This is a genomic window from Campylobacterota bacterium, from assembly GCA_040752835.1.
GTDB lineage: Bacteria > Campylobacterota > Campylobacteria > Campylobacterales > Sulfurimonadaceae > Sulfuricurvum.
On the sequence record JBFMGG010000011.1, the window covers coordinates 1 to 22,640 of the forward strand.

Annotated in this window: 19 protein-coding genes; 8 read left to right on the forward strand and 11 right to left on the reverse strand. The window is 54.4% G+C overall.

The genetic code is table 11. From position 1 onward, the window contains the following. Positions 1 to 135: 135 nt before the first annotated feature. Positions 136 to 1,203: a DNA polymerase III subunit beta gene (dnaN, locus tag AB1763_11095; GenBank protein ID MEW5833369.1), complete on the reverse strand. Its 1,068-nt coding sequence runs from the start codon at positions 1,201 to 1,203 to the stop codon at positions 136 to 138. Positions 1,204 to 1,392: 189 nt separating this feature from the next. After that, complete coding sequence (dnaA, locus tag AB1763_11100; GenBank protein ID MEW5833370.1) at positions 1,393 to 2,721, reverse strand: chromosomal replication initiator protein DnaA; 1,329 nt, start codon at positions 2,719 to 2,721, stop codon at positions 1,393 to 1,395. 108 nt (positions 2,722 to 2,829) lie between these two features. On the opposite strand from dnaA, the gene ruvC reads away from it, so the two are divergent. Next, positions 2,830 to 3,318 carry a crossover junction endodeoxyribonuclease RuvC gene (gene ruvC / locus AB1763_11105; GenBank protein MEW5833371.1) on the forward strand — a complete coding sequence of 163 codons (489 nt, stop codon included), beginning with the start codon at positions 2,830 to 2,832 and terminating at the stop codon, positions 3,316 to 3,318. A 551-nt stretch (positions 3,319 to 3,869) separates the two neighbouring features. Beyond that, positions 3,870 to 5,576, forward strand: a complete 1,707-nt coding sequence (locus AB1763_11110) for a lysophospholipid acyltransferase family protein (protein MEW5833372.1) — start codon at positions 3,870 to 3,872, stop codon at positions 5,574 to 5,576. Here AB1763_11110 and AB1763_11115 read toward each other — a convergent pair. Beyond that, positions 5,560 to 6,483: an RluA family pseudouridine synthase gene (locus tag AB1763_11115; GenBank protein ID MEW5833373.1), complete on the reverse strand. Its 924-nt coding sequence runs from the start codon at positions 6,481 to 6,483 to the stop codon at positions 5,560 to 5,562. The two genes, AB1763_11110 and AB1763_11115, sit on opposite strands and share 17 nt — an antisense overlap. Before the next feature lie 184 nt (positions 6,484 to 6,667). On the opposite strand from AB1763_11115, the gene purB reads away from it, so the two are divergent. The 4 genes from purB (at position 6,668) to AB1763_11135 (ending at position 11,435) form a co-directional block, all read left to right on the forward strand. Further along, entirely contained in the window at positions 6,668 to 7,996 is a 1,329-nt protein-coding gene (gene purB, locus AB1763_11120; GenBank protein MEW5833374.1) for an adenylosuccinate lyase, read from the forward strand. An 88-nt stretch (positions 7,997 to 8,084) separates the two neighbouring features. Beyond that, complete coding sequence (locus AB1763_11125) at positions 8,085 to 10,451, forward strand: ribonucleoside-diphosphate reductase subunit alpha (GenBank protein ID MEW5833375.1); 2,367 nt, start codon at positions 8,085 to 8,087, stop codon at positions 10,449 to 10,451. Continuing rightward, on the forward strand, positions 10,442 to 10,813 hold the full coding sequence (locus AB1763_11130; GenBank protein ID MEW5833376.1) for a hypothetical protein: 372 nt from the start codon (positions 10,442 to 10,444) through the stop codon (positions 10,811 to 10,813). Before AB1763_11125 ends, AB1763_11130 begins: the two co-directional genes overlap by 10 nt. Positions 10,814 to 10,817: 4 nt before the next feature. After that, positions 10,818 to 11,435, forward strand: coding sequence for a hypothetical protein (locus AB1763_11135; GenBank protein ID MEW5833377.1), 618 nt, complete (start codon positions 10,818 to 10,820; stop codon positions 11,433 to 11,435). 3 nt (positions 11,436 to 11,438) lie between these two features. Here AB1763_11135 and AB1763_11140 read toward each other — a convergent pair whose 3' ends face one another. Genes AB1763_11140 through AB1763_11165 form a run of 6 tightly spaced genes read right to left on the reverse strand, consistent with a single transcriptional unit; the run spans position 11,439 to position 15,803 of the window. Then, positions 11,439 to 11,879, reverse strand: a complete 441-nt coding sequence (locus tag AB1763_11140) for a low molecular weight protein-tyrosine-phosphatase (GenBank protein ID MEW5833378.1) — start codon at positions 11,877 to 11,879, stop codon at positions 11,439 to 11,441. Then, positions 11,876 to 12,814 carry an RsmB/NOP family class I SAM-dependent RNA methyltransferase gene (locus AB1763_11145; protein MEW5833379.1) on the reverse strand — a complete coding sequence of 313 codons (939 nt, stop codon included), beginning with the start codon at positions 12,812 to 12,814 and terminating at the stop codon, positions 11,876 to 11,878. The genes AB1763_11140 and AB1763_11145 overlap by 4 nt, the downstream gene beginning before the upstream one ends. Beyond that, positions 12,811 to 13,422 (reverse strand): class I SAM-dependent methyltransferase, encoded by a 612-nt coding sequence (locus tag AB1763_11150; protein MEW5833380.1) that lies wholly within the window; start codon positions 13,420 to 13,422, stop codon positions 12,811 to 12,813. Before AB1763_11150 ends, AB1763_11145 begins: the two co-directional genes overlap by 4 nt. After that, complete coding sequence (locus tag AB1763_11155; GenBank protein ID MEW5833381.1) at positions 13,419 to 14,066, reverse strand: protein-L-isoaspartate(D-aspartate) O-methyltransferase; 648 nt, start codon at positions 14,064 to 14,066, stop codon at positions 13,419 to 13,421. The genes AB1763_11150 and AB1763_11155 overlap by 4 nt, the downstream gene beginning before the upstream one ends. Next, positions 14,063 to 14,797: a carbon-nitrogen hydrolase family protein gene (locus AB1763_11160; GenBank protein MEW5833382.1), complete on the reverse strand. Its 735-nt coding sequence runs from the start codon at positions 14,795 to 14,797 to the stop codon at positions 14,063 to 14,065. Before AB1763_11160 ends, AB1763_11155 begins: the two co-directional genes overlap by 4 nt. Then, complete coding sequence (locus AB1763_11165) at positions 14,784 to 15,803, reverse strand: ribonucleotide-diphosphate reductase subunit beta (GenBank protein MEW5833383.1); 1,020 nt, start codon at positions 15,801 to 15,803, stop codon at positions 14,784 to 14,786. Before AB1763_11165 ends, AB1763_11160 begins: the two co-directional genes overlap by 14 nt. A gap of 94 nt (positions 15,804 to 15,897) precedes the next feature. Here AB1763_11165 and AB1763_11170 point away from each other — a divergent pair, with 94 nt between their 5' ends. Continuing rightward, positions 15,898 to 19,170, forward strand: a complete 3,273-nt coding sequence (locus AB1763_11170) for a DUF748 domain-containing protein (GenBank protein ID MEW5833384.1) — start codon at positions 15,898 to 15,900, stop codon at positions 19,168 to 19,170. Between the two features lie 85 nt (positions 19,171 to 19,255). After that, positions 19,256 to 20,335, forward strand: coding sequence for a YeiH family protein (locus AB1763_11175; protein MEW5833385.1), 1,080 nt, complete (start codon positions 19,256 to 19,258; stop codon positions 20,333 to 20,335). Between the two features lie 131 nt (positions 20,336 to 20,466). Here AB1763_11175 and AB1763_11180 read toward each other — a convergent pair whose 3' ends face one another. Both AB1763_11180 and AB1763_11185 read right to left on the reverse strand, forming a co-directional pair. Next, complete coding sequence (locus AB1763_11180; GenBank protein MEW5833386.1) at positions 20,467 to 21,093, reverse strand: arylesterase; 627 nt, start codon at positions 21,091 to 21,093, stop codon at positions 20,467 to 20,469. After that, entirely contained in the window at positions 21,090 to 22,598 is a 1,509-nt protein-coding gene (locus AB1763_11185; protein MEW5833387.1) for a YifB family Mg chelatase-like AAA ATPase, read from the reverse strand. Before AB1763_11185 ends, AB1763_11180 begins: the two co-directional genes overlap by 4 nt. Positions 22,599 to 22,640 lie beyond the last annotated feature (42 nt).

Genomic DNA, 22,640 nt, shown 5'->3' on the forward strand with positions numbered 1-22,640 from the left:
ATGAGGTTATCAATTATGGTGTGTCAATCGATAAGCTGGCTCAGATGCTAGAGTCTGGACAGATGAGATTTGACGTTTAAGTTTCAGAGGGTCAAAAATGGAAATCAACCACTTTTTAAAGAGACCCAAGATTTTTTAGATGACGATCGGCATCACGATCGTTTTGAAGTTGTTTTCGCGCAAAACGAAAGGCTGGTTCGATTCGTTGGCTTCGAGGATAAAATCGGGGGTATTGATCTGCCCAAGGAAATCGAGGATGTAGCGGCTGTTGATCGCAAGGATGAAGGGGACGTCGAAGCCGTTCTCAATCTCGACGGCGGTTTTGGCCTCGATGTTGTCGTCGCTGAGACTTTCGAACAAAATGGCGTCTTTCTGGAAAGTCAGTTTCAAGTCGTTCGAAATGGTCGTGATCTGCTTGATCGCGGTAACGATGGCGCTTTTGGGCAACGTAATGGTCCGCTGGCACTCTTTGGGGATGATACGGGTGTAATCGGGGAATTTGCCGTTGATCAGTTTGGTAAAGAACAGCGAGTCTTCGGATTTGATGATGAGATGGGTATTGTCGTAGTAGATCTCGATGTTTTCGGAAAAGAGTTTCTGGATTTCGATGATCGCTTTTTTCGGGACGATGATCGAGAGTTCGTGATCGCTCTGACCGTCGATGTGAACGAGGGCCAACCGACGGGTATCGGTCGAGACGAAATTGATCTGGTTGGAGCGGATGTCGATCAGGGCTCCGTTGAGTTCGAATTTCGGATTGTTGGTGTCGGCTGCGGGGGTGATTTTTTTGAGCGATTCGATCAGGAGTTGGGAATTAATCGCGATGTTGGGTTTGTTCTCCGTCGAGGGGAAGGAGGGAAACTCACTGCTTTTGTATGTCGGGAGTTTGAAGTTGGAACGTTTCTGACGGATGTGAAGCGTTTCACGTTCCAGTTCCAGTTCGATCTCCTCGTCTTTGAGGATCCGGACGATGTCGAGGAGTTTTTTACCGTTGGCGGTTACGGAGCCGGGTTCTTCGACGGTGAGTGAATTGGTCTGCATGGAGAGTCCGATCTCGTAATCGGTCGCTTTGGCAAACAGGGTCCGTCCGTCCGTGCTCAGCAGGATATGGGAGGTGATTTGGGAAGTGTCTTTCTTTTCGAGAAAGGGCTGCAAGTGCAGCAATATGTTTTCGAGCACCGGTTTGTCAACGGTAATTTTCATCCAAAGCTCCTTTTTTATATTTATAACATCAGTATCTAGTAGTTAGTAATAAGGGGGTGTGAATGTGTGAAAACGCTCCACAAACTCCTGTTTTCGGGAATGAACCGATGTGATCAAAAGGATCGCTTTCATTCACATCGATTCACATCTTGAATTATATCTTTTTTAAAACGGGTTGACAAACACAAATTATTCGTCGGTTACGGTCGAGACTTTGTTCGAGAGTTCTTCGATCTTGATGCGGAAATCCTCGTCGTTTTTCATCAGCTCCTGGATTTTTTTCATCGTATGGCTGACGGCGGTGTGATCTTTCATCCCGAAGTACTGTGCCAGCTGCGGCATTGAGTTGGGGGTGAGGGAACGGGAGAGATAGATGGCGATACGGCGCGCATAGACGATGTTGCTGTTACGGCTTTTCGAGCGTATTTCGCTGGGTTTGACGTTGAGTTCTTTGGCCACCGTGTCCATGATGAGATCGATCGTAATGTTGCTCCGCTTTTCGGCCATTTGTTCTTTGAGGACGTTTCGTGCAAATTCGATGGTGATGTCTACCCCCATCAGCTGTGAATAGGCATTGAGTTTCGAGAGGATCCCCTCGATTTCACGGGTATTGTTTTCGATGATCGTGGCGACATAGTTGATAACGTCGCGGTCGAGTTTGACCCGGTTGATTTCACATTTTTTCTTGATGATCTCGATTTTCGTCTCCAGTTCGGGAGGCTGGATATCGGCCACGAGGCCCCATTCGAAACGGCTGATGAGCCGTTCTTCGATCCCGCCGATCTTTTTGGGGTGTTTGTCCGAGGTGATGATGATCTGCTTGTTCTCGTTGCGAAGGGCTTCAAACGTATGGAAAAACTCTTCCTGAAGCTGGTTTTTGCCGCTCAGGAACTGGATGTCGTCGATGAGAAGAAGGTCGCATTTACGGTATTTGTCCTTGAAACGGTCCATTGTTTTGTTGTTTAGGTGGCGGAGAAAATCGTTGAGAAACTGTTCGACCGAGGTGTAGATGACGGTTTTGCCCTGGGAGAGCATGACGTTTCCGACCGATTGCATCAGGTGGGTTTTTCCCAGCCCGACGCCGCCGTAGATGAAAAGGGGGTTGTAGACGATGCCCGGTTTTTCGCTGACCGCCTTGGCCGAGATGTAGGCAAACTGGTTCGATCCCCCGATGACGAAGTTTTGAAACGTATAGGAGGGATTGAGGAGCGATCCGCCGCTGGGACGTTCCGCCGGGGCGGCTACGACGGGATTGTGGGCGGTTGCGGGAGTTGAGGTTTTGACGACGATCGAGACGGAGGGTCTGACGCCGGTTTTGATTTCAAACAGATGGGAAATTTTATCGGCAAATTTCGTGCGGATCCAGTTGGCGATCAGCGGATTGGGGGCGTGAAAAACGGCCAGATTGCTTTTCGAATCGTTTTCGTTGAATTCAAGCTGCCGGATGTAACGCTGATAATCGATTTCGCTGATTTCATTTTTCAACGCGTTCAATACTTGTTTGCCGATAGAGTTCATCGTTTTCCCTGAATGTGAATAGAGATGTGAATAATATCTTTTTTTCCCTATAATTAGGCTCAAAGAAAGGGTGAATATCTTTTATTCACCCCTGTGAACGGAGAAAATATGACGATTTTGGGAATCGATCCGGGAACGCGCAACTGCGGATACGCGATCGTAAGAATCGAGGGGCAGAAAATACGTCTGGTCGAAGCGGGTCTCATCAAAATGAAAAGCGAAGCGCTGCAATATCAGATACCGCAAGTATGCGAAGCGATCGAGCAGATTTTCGCTTCCCACACGATCGACGAAGTGGCGATGGAGGATATTTTTTACGCCCACAATCCCAAAACCGTTCTCAAACTGGCCCAATTTCGTGGGGCGGTCACTCTCAAACTGTTGCAGGAATACGGAATGTTTGCCGAATATACGCCGTTGCAGGTCAAAAAATCGCTGACGGGGAAAGCCAAAGCGGCCAAAGAACAGGTAGCATTCATGGTGAAACAGATACTGGGGATTACCAAAGAGATCAAGCCGCTCGATATTACCGATGCGATGGCGGTGGCGATTACGCACGCGCAGAGAGTCAAGCTCGAAAAAAACAAGCAGAAATAAAATCGGGATCGGAAAGGCGACCGACACACCAGGAAGGTCGCCGATCCAGAAGTGTATCCAAAGAGTCTTAGAGATCGTTAATAATTTTTGAACGGGCCGGCGGTATCACAAAACGATTAAGTATCGTCGGGTGTGTTTTTCCCTGTTATGCACCTGAGACAATTCTGAAAACTTTTCAAAAACGTTAAAATTTTTCAAAATGTGTAATATTCACACTGTGACATTCTTGTGAATAACTCATCGTTTTTTCTTCCGCAAATCGATACAAAAACTCTCTTGTTTCAGAAAAAATTTATCTGAAAAAGATCTGAAACGGGCAACCTTTCAAACGCCTGAAACTCCATATTTTAGGGGCCTGAAAGAAATTTTCCTATTTTCAAAAATTATTAAGGCGCTGTTAGTAAAAGTTATTCACATCACATCTTGCGCTTTGGACCCTAACGGGGCGTAATCATCGGGTAATCAAAACGTAATCAATCCGAAATTAACACGATCTAGCATTGTACAAACCTACCATATTATAGAGGGACGACATGGTCAATGCAGAAATGATGTTACGAAAAACGCACCCGCGTTTGTTTGAAAATCCGGGAATCGTTACGAAAAGTTTGATCGGAGTTTTGCGATTGCTCCTGCACGAAAAATCGATCAACCGTTTTATGGTCAAACACGACGACAAAAAAGGGATCGAGTTCATCGCGGCGGCTTTGGAACACCTGAACGTTTCGTACAAAACCATCCATCGCCAAATCGAACATATTCCCTCGATGGGGAAAGTGGTGATCGTGGCCAACCATCCTCTGGGCGCATTGGACGCATTGTGCCTCATTCAAATGGTGTGTTCGGTTCGGCAGGACAAAAAAGTCAAAATCGTCGCCAATAAAATGCTCGGGGCGATTCCCCAGCTTAAAGAGTTTTTGATCGGGGTGGACAACGTCAACGAGAAAGTCTCCAAACACGCGCTGCGTCAGATCGATCATGCACTTCAGGCCGAAGAAGCGGTGATTTTTTTCCCTTCGGGCGAAGTATCGCGTGCCGGTTTGTTCGGAATCACGGAAGGGGCGTGGAAAGGGGGATTCGTGAAATTCGCCAAACGCAACGCCGCGCCGATCCTCCCCGTTTACATCAAAGCCCGCAACACTCCGCTGTTTTATGCCGCGTCGTGGATCTACAAGCCGTTGGGCGCGTTACTGCTCAGTCATGAAATGTTTGCGGCGCGTAACCGCGTATTCGAATTTACGATCGGGGAAGTCGTCAGCCACAAAGCACTGAACGATTTGCACGTCAGCGAAAAACGGCATGCACGTTTGTTTCGTAAACATCTCCTGCGTCTTTCCAAAGGGAAAAAAGGGATCTACCCGACCGAATGTTCCATCGCCCATCCCGTATCGCGGCAGGAGATTCGCAGCGAATTGCGCCGCGGAGAAATGCTGGGAATGACCAGCGACGGAAAACAGATCGTACTCATCGAGCAGGAAAACGCTCCGAACATCGTCAATGAAATCGGACGTCTTCGCGAGTATTCGTTTCGCAAGGTGGGCGAAGGGAGCGGAAAAGCACGCGATGTGGACGAATTCGACCGTTATTACCACCACCTGATTTTGTGGGACGACGAAGCGCTGGAGATTGCCGGAGCTTATCGGATCGGCGAATCCGGATGGATCCTTTCATGGCTCGGAAAAGAAGGACTGTACATGAACGATCTGTGCGAAATCGACGATGCGATGGATCCGATCCTCGAAGACGCCATCGAGCTGGGACGCAGTTTTGTCCAGCCGAAATACTGGGGAAGCCGCGCGCTCGATTATTTGTGGCAGGGGATCGGGGCGTATCTGAGTCATAATCCCCACATCAAATACATGTATGGGCCGGTGAGCATTTCGGGGAGTTTTCCCAAACACGCCCAGGAGGCGCTCGTCTATTTTTACACCCTTTATTTCGGTTCGTTCCACAATCGCGTCAGGGCCCGTTCTCCTTACCGCCTCTCCGATTACGTCCGTCAGGAGTTTGCCGATTTCTTCGTCGGAAACGATTACGCCGAGGACTTCAAACGTCTCAAAGATTATCTCAAGTCATTTGACGTGTCGGTTCCGACTCTCTACAAACAATACAGCGAATTGTGCGAAGAGGGAGGGGTAGAGTTTATGGATTTCGGCATCGATACCGATTTCAACAATTGCATCGACGGTTACATCCTCGTTGACGTTTCAAAAATAAAAGAGGCAAAGCGTCAGCGTTACATCAGAGGGGGCGAGTAACTTTCATCGCTTCGAAACACTCTCTGACGAAATCTTCACGCGATACGATATGATAGGGGTTGGCACCGTATTCGAATTCGAGCGAATGCGCATGCAACAGTAGCCGGGTTGCCCCGGTATTCCCAAATCGCTCTTCCTCGCTCATCTCCTTGTCCAGAAACCGCACCGCATCGTTTTCGTCCTGTCCGTAAATGGGATCGCCGATGATCGGATGTTTCACGTGAAACAAATGAACCCGTATCTGATGCTGACGGCCGGTAAGCGGCGAAGCTTCGACGAGGGTCGCATCGATATCGGGAAAATACTCCAACGGAGTGATAAAGGTACGCGAGGGTTTTCCTTCGGGATGGACACGAACGATCATCCGCACGATGCTGCTTTGATCTTCTTTTCGTAACAACGGTTCGCGTATGTCCAAAGGGTGCTCCAGCTTTCCGCGTACTAACGCAAGATAGCGTTTCGTTATCTCACGCTCCTCGAACATCATCTTCAAAACACGTTCGCTGGTTTTGTTACGGGCGGCCAAAACAAGCCCGCTCGTTTCCTGGTCGATACGGTGGGTAATGTTAGCGTCCTGGCCGAAACGGTGTTTGATTTCGTCATTGAGCGAATAAGGGGTATGACGGTTCTGGGGATGGACGATGAGACCGCTGGGTTTGTCGTAGACCGCGAAATCGTTAGCGACAAACGTCGGGGTGAGTCCTTTGGATAACGGTTCAAAACAGACGAACTCGAAATCCCCCTCCACGAACCCCGCCTGATTGTCCATCACCTCACCGTTGACAAACAGTCTTCCTTTGGCGATCAGACGCTGCGCCTCTTTTTGGGTGTATCCCAGTTCTTTCATCAGAAAGAGAAACGCTTTTTGTTTGACGGGGGCATGGAGCTTTTTAACGACGAAAGGCAAAATATATTCCTTTATAAGGGAGGGTTGGGTAGACTAATATAATAAAGATTAGAGTACCGGAAGAGATGAAAAACTCTTCGGCGACGCCAGCCTCAACGGCGCTGAAGCTCACCTCGAAAAGAGGGAGGCATTGCATGGCTGACCACAATCTAAATACGTAATTTTAACACAGTAAGGAACACTCATGGTAGAACGTTACGCCCGTGAAGAGATGAAAAGCAAATGGACGATGCAGGCCAAATACCAGGCATGGCTCGATGTCGAAAAAGCGGTAGTCAAGGCTTGGAACCGTTTGGGGCTGATCCCCGACGAAGATGCCGAAAAGATCGTCAAAAATGCCGGATTCAGTGTTGAGCGGATCGACGAGATCGAAGCGGTGACCAAACACGATCTGATCGCATTTACGACATCGGTTTCCGAAACGCTCGGCGATGAGAGCCGCTGGTTCCATTACGGGATGACCTCTTCGGATACGGTCGACACCGCCGTCGCATTGCAGATGAAAGATTCGCTTGCCCTGATTATCGAAGACGTCAAAATGGTGATGGAGTCGATTAAAAAACGGGCATTCGAACACAAGACGACTTTAATGGTCGGACGCAGCCACGGCATCCACGGTGAGCCCATCACGTTCGGTCTCGTTCTTGCGGTCTGGTATGACGAAATGGCCCGCCATCTCAAAAACCTCGAAGAGACGATGGAAGTGATCGCCGTCGGACAGGTCTCGGGAGCCATGGGGAACTTTGCCCACGCTCCGCTCGAACTCGAAGAGTACGCGTGCGAGGAACTGGGACTCAAACCGGCACCCGCATCCAACCAGGTGATCCAGCGCGACCGTTACGCCCGTCTGGCGACGTCACTGGCGCTTGTAGCCAGTTCGATTGAAAAATTTGCCGTGCAAGTTCGTCACTGGCAGCGTACCGAAGTGTACGAGTGCGAAGAGTTTTTCTCCAAAGGGCAGAAAGGCTCTTCCGCGATGCCCCACAAACGCAACCCGATCCTGACCGAAAACATTACGGGGCTTGCGCGGATGATCCGTGCGTATGCCGTTCCGGCGATGGAGAACGTCGCCCTGTGGCACGAGCGCGACATTTCGCACAGTTCGACCGAGCGTTTCTGGCTCCCCGATGCGTTCATCACATCCGATTTCATGCTCCACCGTTTTAACGGCGTGATTGCCAATCTGGTCGTTTATCCCGAAAACATGATGAAAAACCTCAACCTCACCGGCGGGTTGGTTTTCTCTCAGCGGGTGCTGCTCGAACTTCCACTCAAAGGTGTGAGCCGCGAAGACGCCTACCGGATCGTTCAGCGCAACGCGATGAAAGTATGGGAAGGGTTGCAGCAAGGTAAAAGCGCGATCAACGAGAAAGGGGAGAGCCTCTATCTGCAGTATCTCCTCGATGACGAAGAGCTGCGCCAGAGTTTGAGCGAAGAGGCGATCCGCGATTGTTTCGACTACGGTTATTACACCAAAAATGTCGACAAAATTTTCGCCCGGGTGTTCAAATAAAGCACAAAAAAAAACGTAGAATCGGTATAAGAAATTATAAAATTTAGAGTGACTATAATACAGCCACTTATGAGTCTGAGGGAGCAAGATGCTAACGATTATTAAACGCAACGGCCGTCGCGAGCCGCTCGATATTACCAAAATTCAAAAATACACCTCCGCGGCCGTGAAAGGGCTGACGAACGTTTCGCAGAGCGAACTGGAAGTCGACGCGCAGATCCAGTTCCGTGACGGGATTACGAGCAACGAGATCCAGCAGACCCTGATCAAAACGGCCGTTGACAAGATCGATATCGATACGCCCAATTGGACGTTCGTCGCCGCACGTCTATTCTTGTACGACCTCTACCACCGCGTCAACGGTTTTACGGGATACGGAAGCCTCGAGAGCTATTTTGAGCGGGGAGAAGGCGAAGGGCGGATTTTGCTCGGCCTCAAAGAAAAATACGACCTGGCCGATCTGGACGCCTACATCGTTCCCGAACGGGACCTCGAATTCAATTATCTCGGGATTAAAACGCTTTACGACCGCTACCTGATCAAAGACCGCAAGGGTGACCCGATCGAGCTTCCTCAGCACATGTTTATGGCAGTAGCGATGTTCCTGGCGCAAAATGAGCAAGACCGCCAGGGATGGGCGAAAAAATTCTACGACATGATTTCGAAATTCGAAGTAATGATGGCGACACCTACCCTCTCGAATGCGAGAACGACGCGTCACCAGCTCAGTTCGTGCTACATCGGCTCCTCTCCCGACAACATCGAAGGGATTTTTGACGCGTACAAAGAGATGGCCCTCCTCTCCAAATTCGGCGGCGGGATCGGTTGGGACTGGACGCAGGTGCGTGCGATGGGATCGTTTATCGACGGTCACAAAAACGCGGCAGGCGGTACGGTTCCTTTCCTCAAAATCACGAACGACATCGCGATTGCCGTCGATCAGCTCGGCACGCGCAAAGGGGCGATAGCGGTCTATCTCGAACCGTGGCATATGGACGTGAAAGATTTCCTCGACGTCAAGAAAAACTCGGGTGAAGAACGTCGCCGCGCCCACGATCTCTTCCCCGCCCTGTGGATCAACGACATGTTCATGAAGCGGGTCGTCGAAGACGGGATCTGGACGATGTTCGATCCCTTCGACGTGAAAGAGCTGACCGAACTCCACGGCGCCGAATTCGAAAAACGCTATCTCGAACTCGAACAGGATCCCGCCGTCATCAAAGAGCATACCAAAGCCAAAGACCTGTGGAAAAAGATCCTCACGAGCTATTTCGAAACCGGAAGCCCCTTCTTGTGCTTCAAAGACAGCGCCAACCGTGCCAATCCGAACGACCACTACGGGATCATCCGCAGTTCAAACCTCTGCACCGAGATTTTCCAGAACACGCAGCCCAACCATTACCTGGTGAAGCTCAAATTCGAAGATGGGACGTTCATCACGTTTGAAGAAGAGGAGATGGTGAAGGTCGACAGCGGAATCACGAAACCGGCGAAAAAAATCACCGCCCTCGATTCGCTGGACGGCAAAGCGATCTACATCGTCGAAAAGGAAAAAGTTGACGGTGCGACCGCGGTGTGCAACCTCGCCTCCGTCAACCTTTCGCGCGTCCACACAAAAGAGGACATCGACCGTATCGTTCCCGTAGCGATCCGTGCGCTGGACAATGTCATCGATCTGAACTTCTACCCGCTGGAGAAAGTCAAACGGACCAACATGCGCAGCCGTGCGATCGGTCTTGGGGTCATGGGTGAAGCTCAGATGCTGGCCGAACAGAAGATCGTGTGGGGGTCTCAGGAACATTTTGACAAGATCGATGAAGTGATGGAAGCGGTCAGCTACAACGCGATCAAGGCATCCAGCGACCTCGCCGTCGAAAAAGGCTCCTATCCCGAGTTCGAAGGGTCTAAATGGAGCCGGGGAATTCTACCGATGGATCACGCATCGGCGGAAGTGCAGAACCTGATCGACCGCGGAGGCCTTTTTGCCCCCAACTACGAGTGGGATGCATTGCGCGAAACGATCAAAAAACAGGGGATGCGCAACGGCTATTTGATGGCGATCGCGCCGACGTCGTCGATCTCGATCCTCACCGGAACCACCCAGACGATCGAACCGATCTACAAACGCAAATGGTTCGAAGAGAACCTTTCGGGGCTTATCCCCGTCGTGGCCCCCAAACTCAACCCCGATACGTGGGGGTACTACACCCCGGCGTACGATCTGGATCAGACGATCCTCGTCAAAGCGGCCGCCATCCGCCAGAAATGGATCGATCAGGGGCAAAGCCTCAATATCTTTATCACCCTCGACAAGGCAAGCGGCAAGTACCTCAACGATATTTACATGCTTGCCTGGAAACTGGGGCTCAAATCGACTTACTACCTCCGTTCCCAGTCGCCCGAAGCGAAACAGGATACGGCGGACCGCTCAATGGAGTGTGAAGGGTGCCAGTAAAGCCCCTTAACGCCTCCTCCCTCTCTTTGTTACTGGAACGGATCGAATACGCCCGCCACGGCGAGGTCCGCTCCATCACCCCATTCTCCCCTACTTCCATTGAAATCCGTTTCAGCGTTCAGGACAAAGCCCGAGGTTACGACTGGATCGACGTAGCGTTCCGGATCGACGGGGTCACCGACGCAAAGCTGGTCGGTGACAACCTCTTCCCCTCCCTCGATATGAGCGAGGGGATTACGGCCGAAATAACGCCGCACACCGCCGCCTTGGCGATCGGGCGCTATGAGGGGCGGGCCGAGGAGGCTCCCCTTTACATCGCCGGATCGTCGATGGGTTACGAGGAACTCCCCTTTAGCGGGTAGAGCGATGAACAAGGCGGTATGGACCTCTCTTCTGGCCCTCGTACTGGGTGCCGGCACCCTCTGCGCGGCGGAGCCTTATTCGCTGCGGCTGGGATGGGGAAAGGCCGACAAAAACGATTTCGGCGAGATCCTCAGCGGCGAGGGGGAGTTCGATACCGCCAAAACGCACGTCCTGGGGATCGATGCGGGGTACCTGCTGGCCGAAAACCTGTGGGACAGACCGATCGACCTGTACCTCAAAGGGGCGCTCTACCGTTTCTACGAAAACGGCTATCAGAAGGATTTCTGGGAAGGGGTCCTTTACCTCAAAGCCTATTACAATCTGAACGGGTGGAACAACCGGATGCGCATCGGTGCGGGAGAGGGGTTCTCCTATTCCAACCGCGTGCCTACCGTCGAGCAGAACGAGGCGCTGCACAAAGGGAGCGCGACGTCGCGGTTTCTGAATTACCTCGACGTCAGCATCGATATCGACGTGGGGCGGATGGTCGGCGGCGAGAGATACAAGGATATCTATCTGGGATACGCCCTCAAACACCGCTCCGGTATTTTTGGACTTGTCAACAACGTCCGAAAAGGGGGGTCGAATTACGATATGATCTACCTCGAAATGAGGTTTTAGTCTTCAGAAGTGTTTGGCGAGGAGCTCCGAGACGCATTCGCGAATCATCGCATAGACGTTTTCGAACCCCTCGAAGCCGTCAAAAAAATACGGATCCGGGACATCCGCCCCACCGTATCCGTAATCCCCGAGTTTCACGAGATTTTGGCATCCCATCGCTTTTAGATCCCGGTAATTGCTCGCATCGAGCGCGACGATCAGGTCGAACGTTTTGAAATCGTGTTTTGTCACCTGACGGGCGCGGAGGCGGGAAATATCGACGCCGTTGTTGCGGGCGACGGTGACGGAATGTGCGCACGGCGCTTCGCCGACGTGCCAGCTTCCCGTCCCGGCCGAATCGACGGTGATCCCGTGACCCCCCTGCTCTATCAGCATGCGCGCGACCCCCTCGGCGATGGGAGAGCGGCAGATGTTCCCCAGACAGACAAATAAAATGGACTTCACGATGATTTTTCCAGCAGGCAGATAAAAAACCCGTCGACGGTATCGGTGGGGAGAATCCGCACGGCGTTTTGGATACGCTCGTCATACACCTCTTTCCCCCACCGTTCCAGAGGCTTTTGGACGTTGTCGAAGGGTAACGTGAGGGGTATGGTCTTTAAATGCGCTCCATGGCGCTCTAAAAGGTGCTGAAGGGGGCTTTCGTTCTCTTCGGGGGAGAAGGAGCAGGTGCTGTAGAGGAGCTTCCCTCCGGGTTTGAGGGCATCGAAGGCCGAGAGGAGCAACCGGCGCTGGAGCTTGGAAGTCTCCTTGACCTTGTGGAGGCTCCAGAAAGCGGTCGATTTATCGTCAAACGTCTTGAACCGCGCTTCGGAGGAACATGGGGCATCGAGAAGAATGCGGTCGAACATTTCGGGGCATTTTTTCCCGACGCTGCGGCCGTCGGTCATGTAGGTGTGGGCATTGGTGACCCCCTGCTGCTTCAGGTTGTCGCAGAGTCGGAAGAACCGTTCGCGGGAGGGTTCGACAGCCGAGAGCCACCCCGTGTTTTGCATCATCCCCGCCAGCAGGAGCGTTTTGCCCCCGGGGGCGGCGGCGAGGTCAAGGACCGTCTCTTCGGGCTGCGGTGCGAGCAATACGGGGGCGATCATCGAGGAGAGGTTCTGGATGTAGAGGCGGCCGCCGTAAAAGGCCTCCGTTTGGGTCAGGCGCAGTTTGTCCTCGGGGGCAATGCGGTATACCCCCTCCAGCCATTCGACGCGCTCAAAGGCGATACCTGCTTGCGAGAGTTCCGCTTCGAGCTCGGCAGGGGTTGATTTGAGGGTGTTGACCCGAAACGTCACCTGTTTGGGGGCGTCGAAGGTTTTGAGGATCGCGGCGAACCGGTCACGTGGAACGATCTTTTCCAGCCGCTCTTTAAATGCTTCGGGGAGGCTCATGATTTTCGTACCGCCATCCGTACTACCGAGGCGATACCGACGTGCCCTCTTCCCTCGCTGAGGTCGGTGTCGCATTCGATCAGCTCCAGAATGTCGCAAGGGTGGTTTGCGAGGATGGAGCGCAGAGCATCGGCAGTGTAGAGGAGCGTTTCGTCTTTGGGCCCTCCCGTCGTACGGGGCATCTGAGCGATCGAGAAGAACTCTCCGGCAAAAAGACCGCCGCTTTTGAGAATGCCGAGCACTTTCGTGTAGACGTCGCTGCGGAGCGGTTCGGGAAGATGGAGGAACGAGCACATTACGGCATCGTACGTTTCAGCCGGTTCCCATACCTCCAGATCGGTATGGATCAGTTCGAGAGTAAGGTTGGCGGATTTGGCCCGTTCGGCACATTTGGCCAGCCCTACGTCGCTTGCGTCCAGCGCGGTGACGTTATGGCCGCGCTGCGCGGCGTAAATCGCATTGCGCCCTTCCCCTTCTCCCAGGAAAAGGATTTTGGCAGGTGCGGTGAAGGCGTCGATATGGGAAGCGACGTAGCGGTTGGGCTCAAGGCCGTAAAAGTACCCCTCCTTGGAAAACCGTTCGTTCCAGAATTCGCGCTGATCGTTCATTTGCGCACCACCCCATCGAGTACGGGGACGAAATCGCAGATTTCGAGGGCGTCCTCGTGGATTTTACCCCCCTGCTTCGTAAAGCGGGTGATGACCTGTTCTCGTCCTTTTTCGACCGGGGCGATCAGGATTCCCCCCTCCCGGAGCTGGTCGAAGAGCTTTTGGGGGACCGTTTTGGCCGAAGCCGAAAATAAAATCCGATCATACGGGGCGTACTGCTCCCATCCGTTTTGCCCGTCGTCGGTACGGGTGTGGATGTTTCCCAGCTTCAGATGGCGGAACCGTTCTTTGGCTTCGAGCAGCAGCGATTCGATCCGCTCGATCGTAAAGACGCGGCGGAAGATTTTGGAGAGGACCGCCGCCTGATAGCCGCTGCCGCATCCGATTTCAAGGACACTGTCGCACCCTTCGGGACTGAGGTACTGCGTCATTTTGGCAACGGTGAGCGGCGAGGAGATGTATTGCTGCGCACCGATGGGCAGTGCATCGAGGCGGTAGGCATTGTGACGCATCGCCAGCGGGACGAACGCTTCGCGGTTGGTGTGGATGATCGCGTCGCGTACGACGGGGCGCAGAGGGAATTTTTTCGAAATTTCCTCGGCCATGCGCGTTGTTTTGATGGCGGTGATGCGGTCGATGTTCATGCTATTCCTACGTCGAGGTATCGGCGCATCGAAGCGACCGTACGGGCTTCATAGCGCGAAGCCAGCAGTTGGGAGCCGTTGTTGCGGATCTCTCCGCCAAAAGGGGTGATGATGCCGCTCATGCCGCTGGTATCTTCGTTGGCCGCGTCCGAAGCGACCACGTAGCACTGGTTCATCACGGCCAGCGCGTTGGTGAGGGTAAGGAAGTGTTCGCTGCGCAGTTTTCCCCACTGTGCGCACACGGCGATAAGATCGCACCCTTCGAGCCGTTGCCACAGGGTTTTGAAGCGGAGCTCGAAACAGATCAGGAGACCGATACGGATCCCCTCGAACTCGAAGGGGACGATGTCGCGGTCGTTTCCCGGGAGAAAATATTTCTCTTCGCCCCCGAGGGCAAACAGTTTGGCTTTGGCCTGCGTATGGACGATACGCCCCGCGTGGAGGGCGTAGGCGACGTTGAACATCCCCTTGTCGGTGCGGGTGATGGCGGTAAAGATCACAAGACGCTCTCCCGCGCATCCCAAGAGGGCATCGAGCGCCTGGACCGTAAAATCGGCCGCTTCGTCGAAACGGTCGTATGCGAAGCCGCTGAGGCACACTTCGGGGGCGACCACGATCGCGTCTTCGGGGGCTTGGGTAATGAGGGAGCGAAGCCGCTCAAGGTTGGTATCGAAATCGGGATCGGTCGGAAAGCAGAGCGAGACGACGCTGCGGGAATTAGAAGTCGTCAAAACTGAGGCTTCCTTTGGAGTAGTTGGTGACCGTCCCTTCGAAGAAGTTGGTTTTCTGGTCGTTGAATTTGGAGAAGTCATCAACCCATTTGATCGGATGGGAGACGCCGTAGAGGGGCTTGAGTCCGACGGCGCTCAGGCGCTGGTCGGCGAGGTACTGGATGTACTGCTCGACGATCTCGTTGGTCAGACCGAGGATTTGCCCCTGCGTGATGTATTTCCCCCAGGCGGTTTCGAGTTCGACAGCCTTGCGGAACATGTCGTAGACCTCTTCGATCAGTTTTTCGGTGAAGAGGTCGCTCCGTTCGCGGCGCAGGGTGTTGATGATGTTCTGGAACAGCACCAGGTGCGTCACCTCGTCGCGCTGGATGAAGCGGATCATTTGTGCCGATCCCAGCATTTTTCCCGAACGGGCGAGGGTGTAGATGTAGGTGAATCCGCTGTAAAAGTAGATCCCTTCCAGGATCTGGTTCGCAAAACACGCTTTTAGAAAGGCGCTCTCGCTGGGATCGCTGGCGAGTTCTTCGTAACGGGCCGCGATGGAGTCGTTTTTGGTTTTGAGCATCATGTCCTTGCGCCACAGATCGTAGATCTCTTCGCTGTTCTGGCTGATCGAGTCGACCATGACGGCGTAGCTTTGGGAGTGGAGCGCCTCTTCGAAAGACTGGCGTACGAGGATGAGGTTGATTTCGGGGGCCGTCACGTAGGGGTTGACGTTGTCGATGAGGTTGTTCGTTTGCAGCGAGTCCATGAAGATGAGCTGAGAGAGAGCTTTATCGTACGCCGTTTTTTCCATTTCGGTGAGGTATTTGTAGTCGACCGCATCGCGGGTCATGTCGACCTCTTTGGGGAACCACGTGTTGTTGAGCATCATCTCCCACAGGTTGTAGGCCCATTGGTACTTGATGTTGTTGAGCTCGAAAATCCCCGTCGGGTTCCCTCCGAAAATACGCCGGTCGTTGACGTGTTCGCTGGAAGTCGGGTTGTAGATTTTCTTGCGGTTCATGGTTGCTCCCGTGATAAACGAATATAGGGATCGATTATCTCCTAAAAGAGTTTTAACTATGCTAAAATGAAAGGAAATATTAAAAGGGGAAACGATGAAAAAATTGCTCATTTTCAAGTCACTGTCGGCGGGGCTCCTCCTTTACGGCGTCGTGGGCTTTTTCGCCGTTCCCTACGCTATCAAAAACGTCGTTCCCCAAAAAGTTTCCGAAGCGACGAAGGGGGGGCAGTTGTCGGTTCGCTCCGCCGCGTTCAATCCGTTTACGTTTCATCTGAAACTCGAGGGGGTGGTATTTAAAACTCCCCGGGGCGGAGACCTTTTTGCCATGAAACAAATGGCTCTCAACGCCGATCCGCTCGATTATCTCTGGAGAGGGGGATGGGTAGTCAAGCACGTCGTCTTGAACGAACCCGAAATCGCGATTCACCGTGGGAAAGACGGTGCGTTCAATTTTGCCTTCCTGACCGAGCCCGGATCGTCGCAGGAGAGCGAGAAGGGCCCTTCCGAACCGCCGAAACTCCTGATCAAACGATTCGTTCTCAAAGACGGTGCGCTCGATTACCGCGATTATGCAAAGGGAAAAGCCTACACCCTGGGGGTCGGGCCGATCGGATTTTCGCTCGATAACATCGATTTGCGCGATCTTTCGGCCGCCGAAGGGAAGCTCCGCCTTTACGCCTCGATTAATGATGGGGGTTTTGTCGATCTCAAAGGGAAACTTGACGCGCTTTCGCCGTTGAAAATCGGGGGCAGCGTCGCGTTCGATTCGGGGAAACTCTATACCCCCTGGCGCTATTTTCGGGATCAATTTCCGATCGAGGTTGCCGACGGCAGTGCCGCGTTCGGATTCGATTACCGCTTTGACGGCAGCGACGTCAACGCCACCGAAATCTCGCGGCTCCGTTTCGACGTCAACCGGCTGCGGATCATCCCCAAGGGGGAAAACCGTAACCTGCTGACCCTGGGGTCACTCCGTTTGAGCGACGGAAAGCTCCTTCCGATGCGTCGGCATTTCGAGGCGGGGTCGCTGGCGCTGGAAGGGTTGAACGTGAGTGCGACCCGCGGGGCCGACGGAGAGATCGACTGGCTCCGATACGCGGGCAAAATTCAAAAGGCGTTTCCGGCCGATCCGGCGAAGAAAACCGCCCCCTCCGTCCCGTGGGATTTCCGGATCGGGAGCGTTTCGCTGGCGGGAACCGGTCTGGTGTGGAACGACAACGCCCCGCAGCACCCTTACACCCTGAGCCTTTCGAACGGCCGGCTGCGTACGGGGGCAGTCACCGCCGATCCCAAAAAGCCGCTGGAGCTTTCGCTCGCAACCGACGCGATCCGGATGGTTCGCAGCGCTGATGGGGCAAGCGTCGCCGGGATCGATGCGATTGCGGTCGACGGGGTGAGTATCCGTCGCGAAGGACGGTTTGCGGAGGTGGGGAAAGTGAGCCTTTCGGCTCCCGAAATTTCGCTCAAACGGCTCAGGGACGGATCGATCGATCTGATGGGGTATCTTTACCGCCCTGCGCACCCCGCCGCCGTATCGCCGCGAGAGACGAACGACGCAGGGGGCTGGGGTTACCGGGTCGGAGAGATTTCCCTGAGCGATGCCCGGGCATCGCTCGTCGACGAAGTTCCCGCCCGAAAAGTCGTGCTCGGGATCGATCGGCTCAACGCCACGCTCAGAGGATTCGAGAGCAACCCCGATACGCCCAACGATTTCGCGCTGAACGGACGGCTCAACGCCCTGAGCACCCTGGAATTCAACGGGAAGTTCGTCCGCTCGTCGCTCAACAGCAGCGGTATGTTCGACGTCCGCCATCTCAATCTTGCATGGTTCGATCCCTATCTTGAACCTTCCACGTACGCATCGCTGCGGCGCGGCGATCTCTCCGTTAGCGGAAACTACGGCTACACGGGATCACGTGCGACGGTAAAAGGGAAACTTGCGCTCAACGACTGGGTACTCAACGATACGCGCGACGATTCGGTGTTGCTGGGATGGAATACGATCGGCGTCACCCCTTTTGCCTACGCCTATCCCGACAACCGGCTCAAAATCAACCATCTTGCCATCGACGGCCTCTACGTCAATGCTCTCATCGACGAGAAAAAGGTGCTCAATTTCTCGACATTGGCCAAAGCGCAGCGCAAAGAGGGCGGCAAAGCTTCAGGCGGATCGTCGGGCAACCCGTTCGGTCTGGATGTGGTCAAACTCCTCGTGCGCGACAGCAGCGCCACCTTCAGCGACCGTTCGCTCCCGCTGCCGTTCAAGACGTACATCCACGATCTCGAAGGCTCGGTGATGGGGATTTCGACGACGAAAAACGTTACCACCTTCGTCAAGCTCCGAGGGGGTGTCGACCAATACGGCCTGGCCAAAATCGACGGGCAGCTCAACACGAAGGCGCCGAAACGCTTTACCGACCTCAAGGTGGCGTTCGACAACCTCGATCTTCCCCGTTATACCCCCTACTCCCTCCAGTTCCTGGGATACAGGATCGACGGCGGGAAGCTTTTCCTGAACCTGGGGTACAAGATCGATGAAGGGCAGCTCAAGGGGGAGAACAAAGTGGTCATCCGCCAGATCGAGCTGGGAGAGGAAAAAGAGGGGGGCAGCCCGTGGCCGATGCGGCTGGTGGTTGCCCTGCTCGAAGATTCCGACGGGGTCATCGACATCGATTTGCCGGTGGTGGGGGACGTCAACAAACCCGATTTCAAATACGGTCAGGTGGTGTGGCAGGTGATCACGAACCTCTTTACCAAGGCGGTGACCTCGCCGTTCAGGCTCCTGGGATCGTTGCTCGGGATCGAGGACGATTCGCTCGCTTCGATCGATTTCGAAGGGGGATCGGCTCTGCTGCAGCCGCCGCAGCGCGAAAAGCTCGACAAGCTCGTGACGGTACTCCAAAAACGGCCCAAGCTGAATCTCGAAGTCTACGGCGGATGGAACGACGAGGCCGACGGTTACGCCCTGCGCGGGGAAAAACTGCTCAGCCAGGCGCTCAAAACCGATAAAACCCTCAAAGCCGATTCGCCCAATGCGCTTCCGCTGGATGTTTTGGAGGAGATGGCCGAAGATGCGCTCGAGCGCAAAGAGCTCAGGGCGCTACGCGGTGAGTTGGAGAAAAAGTATCCCGAAGAGGCGGCTTACGTCCGCCACTACAGCGCGGCGTTGATCGAGCGGCTTATTCCCCTGCAGCCGTTGCAGCCTCAGGAACTCGAGGCACTTGCGCAGCGACGTTCCGAGGCGATTCACGCGCATCTGGCCAAAACGGCGGGGATGGAGAAGCGGATCGTTCTCAAAGGCAGCGAGAAAGCAGCCCTTGGACAGACCAAAGAGGTCCCCGTGCGGATGAACGTCATCGTTCCGTAAAAATGAATATGTTGTTCAATCGGGCTGATTTTTAAAATCGCCCGAATCTCCCTATAATTGCGTAATTTTTTTCAAGGAGTCCTGCATGCCGTTTTCACCCGCAAAACGCAAAGACACCCTCAGCGGCATCCTTTTCGTGGCGATTTTCGCTGCGGCCGCCACGATGATCGCCGAGACGAGTCTCATCAAAAATCTCGGGATATCGCCGCTGGTCGTGGGGATCGTGATCGGTATCTTTTACGCGAATACCCTGCATAACCGCATCCCCTCCGCCTGGGAGGGGGGGATCACCTTTTCGGGGAAAAAGATCCTCCGTTTTGCGATCGTCTTTTACGGTTTCAGGATCACGTTCCAGGAGATCGCCGAGGTGGGGATGGAAGGATTTATGGTGTCGCTCATCATGCTTGCTTCGACGTTCGTTCTGGGGACCTGGCTGGGACAGAAGCTCTTTAAAATGGACCGCGACACGTCGATGCTGACAGCATCGGGAGCCTCCGTTTGCGGCGCGGCGGCGGTATTGGCGACCGAGCCCGTCCTCAAGGCCGAAGAGCACAAGGCGGCGATCGCCGTCTCGATGGTCGTACTGTTCGGAACGATCGCAATGTTCTTGTATCCGGCTCTTTACAGCGCGGGGGTATTCGCCGGGATGGATGACCGCACATTCGGTATTTTCGTCGGAGGGACAATCCACGAAGTGGCGCAGGTCGTCGCCGTCGGCGGTGCGTACGGAAAAGAGGCATCCGACGCGGCGGTGATCGTCAAAATGACCCGGGTCATCATGATTGCGCCGATGTTGATTCTGCTGGGGATGTATCTCTCCTACACGGCCCGCAAAAGCGGTGCGGCAGGGGGCGGAGTCAAGCTCGTGATCCCGTGGTTCGCGGTCTACTTTGTCGGGATGGCCGGTGTCAATTCCCTGCTGTCGCAGTACGGGTCGGCCCACGCGGGCGAAGCGATCGCGACGACGATTCAAAATGCCGTTTCGGCGATCAACATCATCGATACGTTTTTGCTGACCATGGCGATGACGGCGCTGGGGATGGGGACCCGCTTTGCGAAGTTCAAAGGGCTTGGGCTTGCCCCCCTCTACACCGCGGGAGCGATGTTCGCATGGCTTCTCATCGGCGGATATTTCATCACGATGTGGGTTGTAGCCACATTCTGATAGCGCGAGCGAGCATATTCCGCCCTGCTCGTTGCAAGCTTTTCCAAGGTTGAAATTTTCGGCCTTGGAAACTTCCCTCCGGTTGTGCTGCATACCGACATCAAATCTTCATCTCTTTTCCCAGCCAACATTCACTCTACCCGATAGTGTTCCCGCAACACCTTCTCGACCGCTTCGGCGATTTGTGCATATCCCGCCGCATTGGGGTGGACGTAGTCGCTTTTGGTCCGATTGTCGCCCAGTACCTCCGAGAGGCGCTCTTTTTCGATCGGGACGGCGAAGCGTTCGGCGATCTCTTCGTATGCCGGATGAGCGTCCAGGCCGATCAGGGAGAATTGCGGGACGGCGATCAGCACCACGCCGATACCCCGACCCTGCAAGATCCGGATCATCGATTCGAGGTTACGGCGCATTTGTTTTTCGTCTTGTTTTTTCAGGATGTCATTTCCACCGTGGCAGAGCAGCACGAGCCCCGGACGGTGCCGATCGAGGAGCGTCTTTAGCCGCTTGAGCCCCTCTTTGGAACCTTCTCCGGGAAGGCCCGCATTGATGACGTTTTTTCCGATCCGCTGTGCGAGCCGGTCGGGATAGCTTTCTCCTTTGGCGGCGCCCGTACCGTAGGTGAGCGAATCGCCGAAGGCCAGGATCACGTTCGGAAGCGGGGGGAGAGGAGCGGCGGGAGAGGCCGCTTGTTTAATCGCGAAGGCAATCGTCAGCGCGGCGAGAACGAGCGCGAAGAGGAGCGGCGTGCGGCTCATGAGCGTCGCCGGAAGCTCAGCGCTTCGAGAAGGTGGCTTTTTCGGATATCGTCGCTCGCTTCGAGATCGGCAATTGTGCGGGCGACTTTGAGCAGTCGCGTGACCGCCCGGAATGAGAGTCCGAAGCGTCCTATCGCCTGATCGACCACCTGATGGCCTTCGGGGTCGAGGGTGCAATGCCGGGCCACTTCTTCGTCGCTCAAGGCACCGTTTAGGCGGTGCTGCCCCCGGTGTTTTTGACGCAGGAACGCTTCGCGCACGCGGGCATGGAATTCCCGGGAGGGGAGGCCGGGTTTGTCCTCGGCGCTGATCGGATGCATCTGAACGTACAGGTCGATCCGATCCAGAAACGGATCGGAGAGGCGTGCGCGGTAACGGGCGATTTCGGTGTCGGAACAGCGGCAGGGAGTCGTCGTGCTGAACAGATTGCCGCAGGGGCAGGGATTCATCGCCGCGACGAACAAAAAATCGGCTTCGTAGGTGACTTTGGCGTTGACGCGGGATATGCGGATACGACGGTCTTCGAGGGGTTCACGGAGCGCTTCAAGCACCGTTTTCGAAAAATGGGGGAGTTCGTCGAAAAACAATATGCCGTTGTGTGCCAATCCCACCTCGCCGATTTGGGCTTTGTGGGTTCCGCCTCCGAAGATGCTGGCCCCGGTACTCGTGTGGTGGGGTGATCGAAACGGTCGCAGAGGGGTGAAAGAGGGTTCTTTTCCCTCCAGGATTTCGAGTTTGGCACAATCGAGCATTTCGTGGTTGTGCAGCGGGGGGAGAATGTGGCGGAGGCGTTTGGCAATCATCGATTTCCCGCTTCCGGGAGAGCCTTCGAGCAACAGATTGTGCATCCCCGCCGCGGCGATGAGGGCAGAGCGTTTGGCGTGCTCCTGTCCCCGGATATCGCGAAAATCGAGAGGATACTCTTCGTGATAGAAATAGGGTTCTCCTTCGTGATCGAGGCGTTCGAAATCAAACGAGGAACATTCTGCGGGTTCGGGTGCGGCGACGCCGCGAAGGAGCTCGAGGGTTTGGGTAAGACTCGAAACGCCGTAAAAAGAGATCCCCGGGATTTTGGAGAGTTTCGCAATACTGACCTCGGGGACGATCGCGCGGCGTATCGAGCCTTGATTGGCCAGCGAGAGTATGATCGGATAGAGGAGGGCGTTTTCGGTTACGCTGCCGTCCAGCCCGAGCTCCCCGAACACATACCATCCTTCGGTCGATTCTTCACCGCTTCCCAGGGCGATCAGCGCCGCGATGGCCAGATCGAAATGGGACCCCTCCTTGCGCAGGTCGCTGGGTGCGAGATTGACGGTGAGGCGTTTGGGGGGAAAGGTGAAGCCGTTTCCCAGCAGGGCCGATTTCACCCGCTCTTTGGATTCGTTGATGGCGGTATTGGCCATTCCGACGATGGTAAAGGCGGGGAGCCCTTTGGTCGCGGTGAACTGGACTTCGACGGGTTTGGCGTCGATCCCCTCGAATGTGGCGCACAGTAGCTGTTTCATCGCAAAGTACCGTTATGGGATTTGAGGGATATTGTAACCGGA

Excerpts from the sequence above, each read along its gene's own strand:
- AB1763_11180 (MEW5833386.1), bottom strand. The coding sequence starts at position 21,093 with ATGAGCCGCACGCCGCTCCTCTTCGCGCTCGTTCTCGCCGCGCTGACG.
- purB (MEW5833374.1), top strand. The coding sequence starts at position 6,668 with ATGGTAGAACGTTACGCCCGTGAAGAGATGAAAAGCAAATGGACGATG.
- AB1763_11165 (MEW5833383.1), bottom strand. The coding sequence starts at position 15,803 with ATGAACCGCAAGAAAATCTACAACCCGACTTCCAGCGAACACGTCAAC.
- dnaN (MEW5833369.1), bottom strand. The coding sequence starts at position 1,203 with ATGAAAATTACCGTTGACAAACCGGTGCTCGAAAACATATTGCTGCAC.
- AB1763_11145 (MEW5833379.1), bottom strand. The coding sequence starts at position 12,814 with ATGAGCCTCCCCGAAGCATTTAAAGAGCGGCTGGAAAAGATCGTTCCA.
- AB1763_11155 (MEW5833381.1), bottom strand. The coding sequence starts at position 14,066 with ATGAACATCGACCGCATCACCGCCATCAAAACAACGCGCATGGCCGAG.
- AB1763_11170 (MEW5833384.1), top strand. The coding sequence starts at position 15,898 with ATGAAAAAATTGCTCATTTTCAAGTCACTGTCGGCGGGGCTCCTCCTT.
- AB1763_11175 (MEW5833385.1), top strand. The coding sequence starts at position 19,256 with ATGCCGTTTTCACCCGCAAAACGCAAAGACACCCTCAGCGGCATCCTT.
- AB1763_11185 (MEW5833387.1), bottom strand. The coding sequence starts at position 22,598 with ATGAAACAGCTACTGTGCGCCACATTCGAGGGGATCGACGCCAAACCC.
- AB1763_11125 (MEW5833375.1), top strand. The coding sequence starts at position 8,085 with ATGCTAACGATTATTAAACGCAACGGCCGTCGCGAGCCGCTCGATATT.
- AB1763_11150 (MEW5833380.1), bottom strand. The coding sequence starts at position 13,422 with ATGAACGATCAGCGCGAATTCTGGAACGAACGGTTTTCCAAGGAGGGG.
- AB1763_11110 (MEW5833372.1), top strand. The coding sequence starts at position 3,870 with ATGTTACGAAAAACGCACCCGCGTTTGTTTGAAAATCCGGGAATCGTT.
- AB1763_11135 (MEW5833377.1), top strand. The coding sequence starts at position 10,818 with ATGAACAAGGCGGTATGGACCTCTCTTCTGGCCCTCGTACTGGGTGCC.
- dnaA (MEW5833370.1), bottom strand. The coding sequence starts at position 2,721 with ATGAACTCTATCGGCAAACAAGTATTGAACGCGTTGAAAAATGAAATC.
- ruvC (MEW5833371.1), top strand. The coding sequence starts at position 2,830 with ATGACGATTTTGGGAATCGATCCGGGAACGCGCAACTGCGGATACGCG.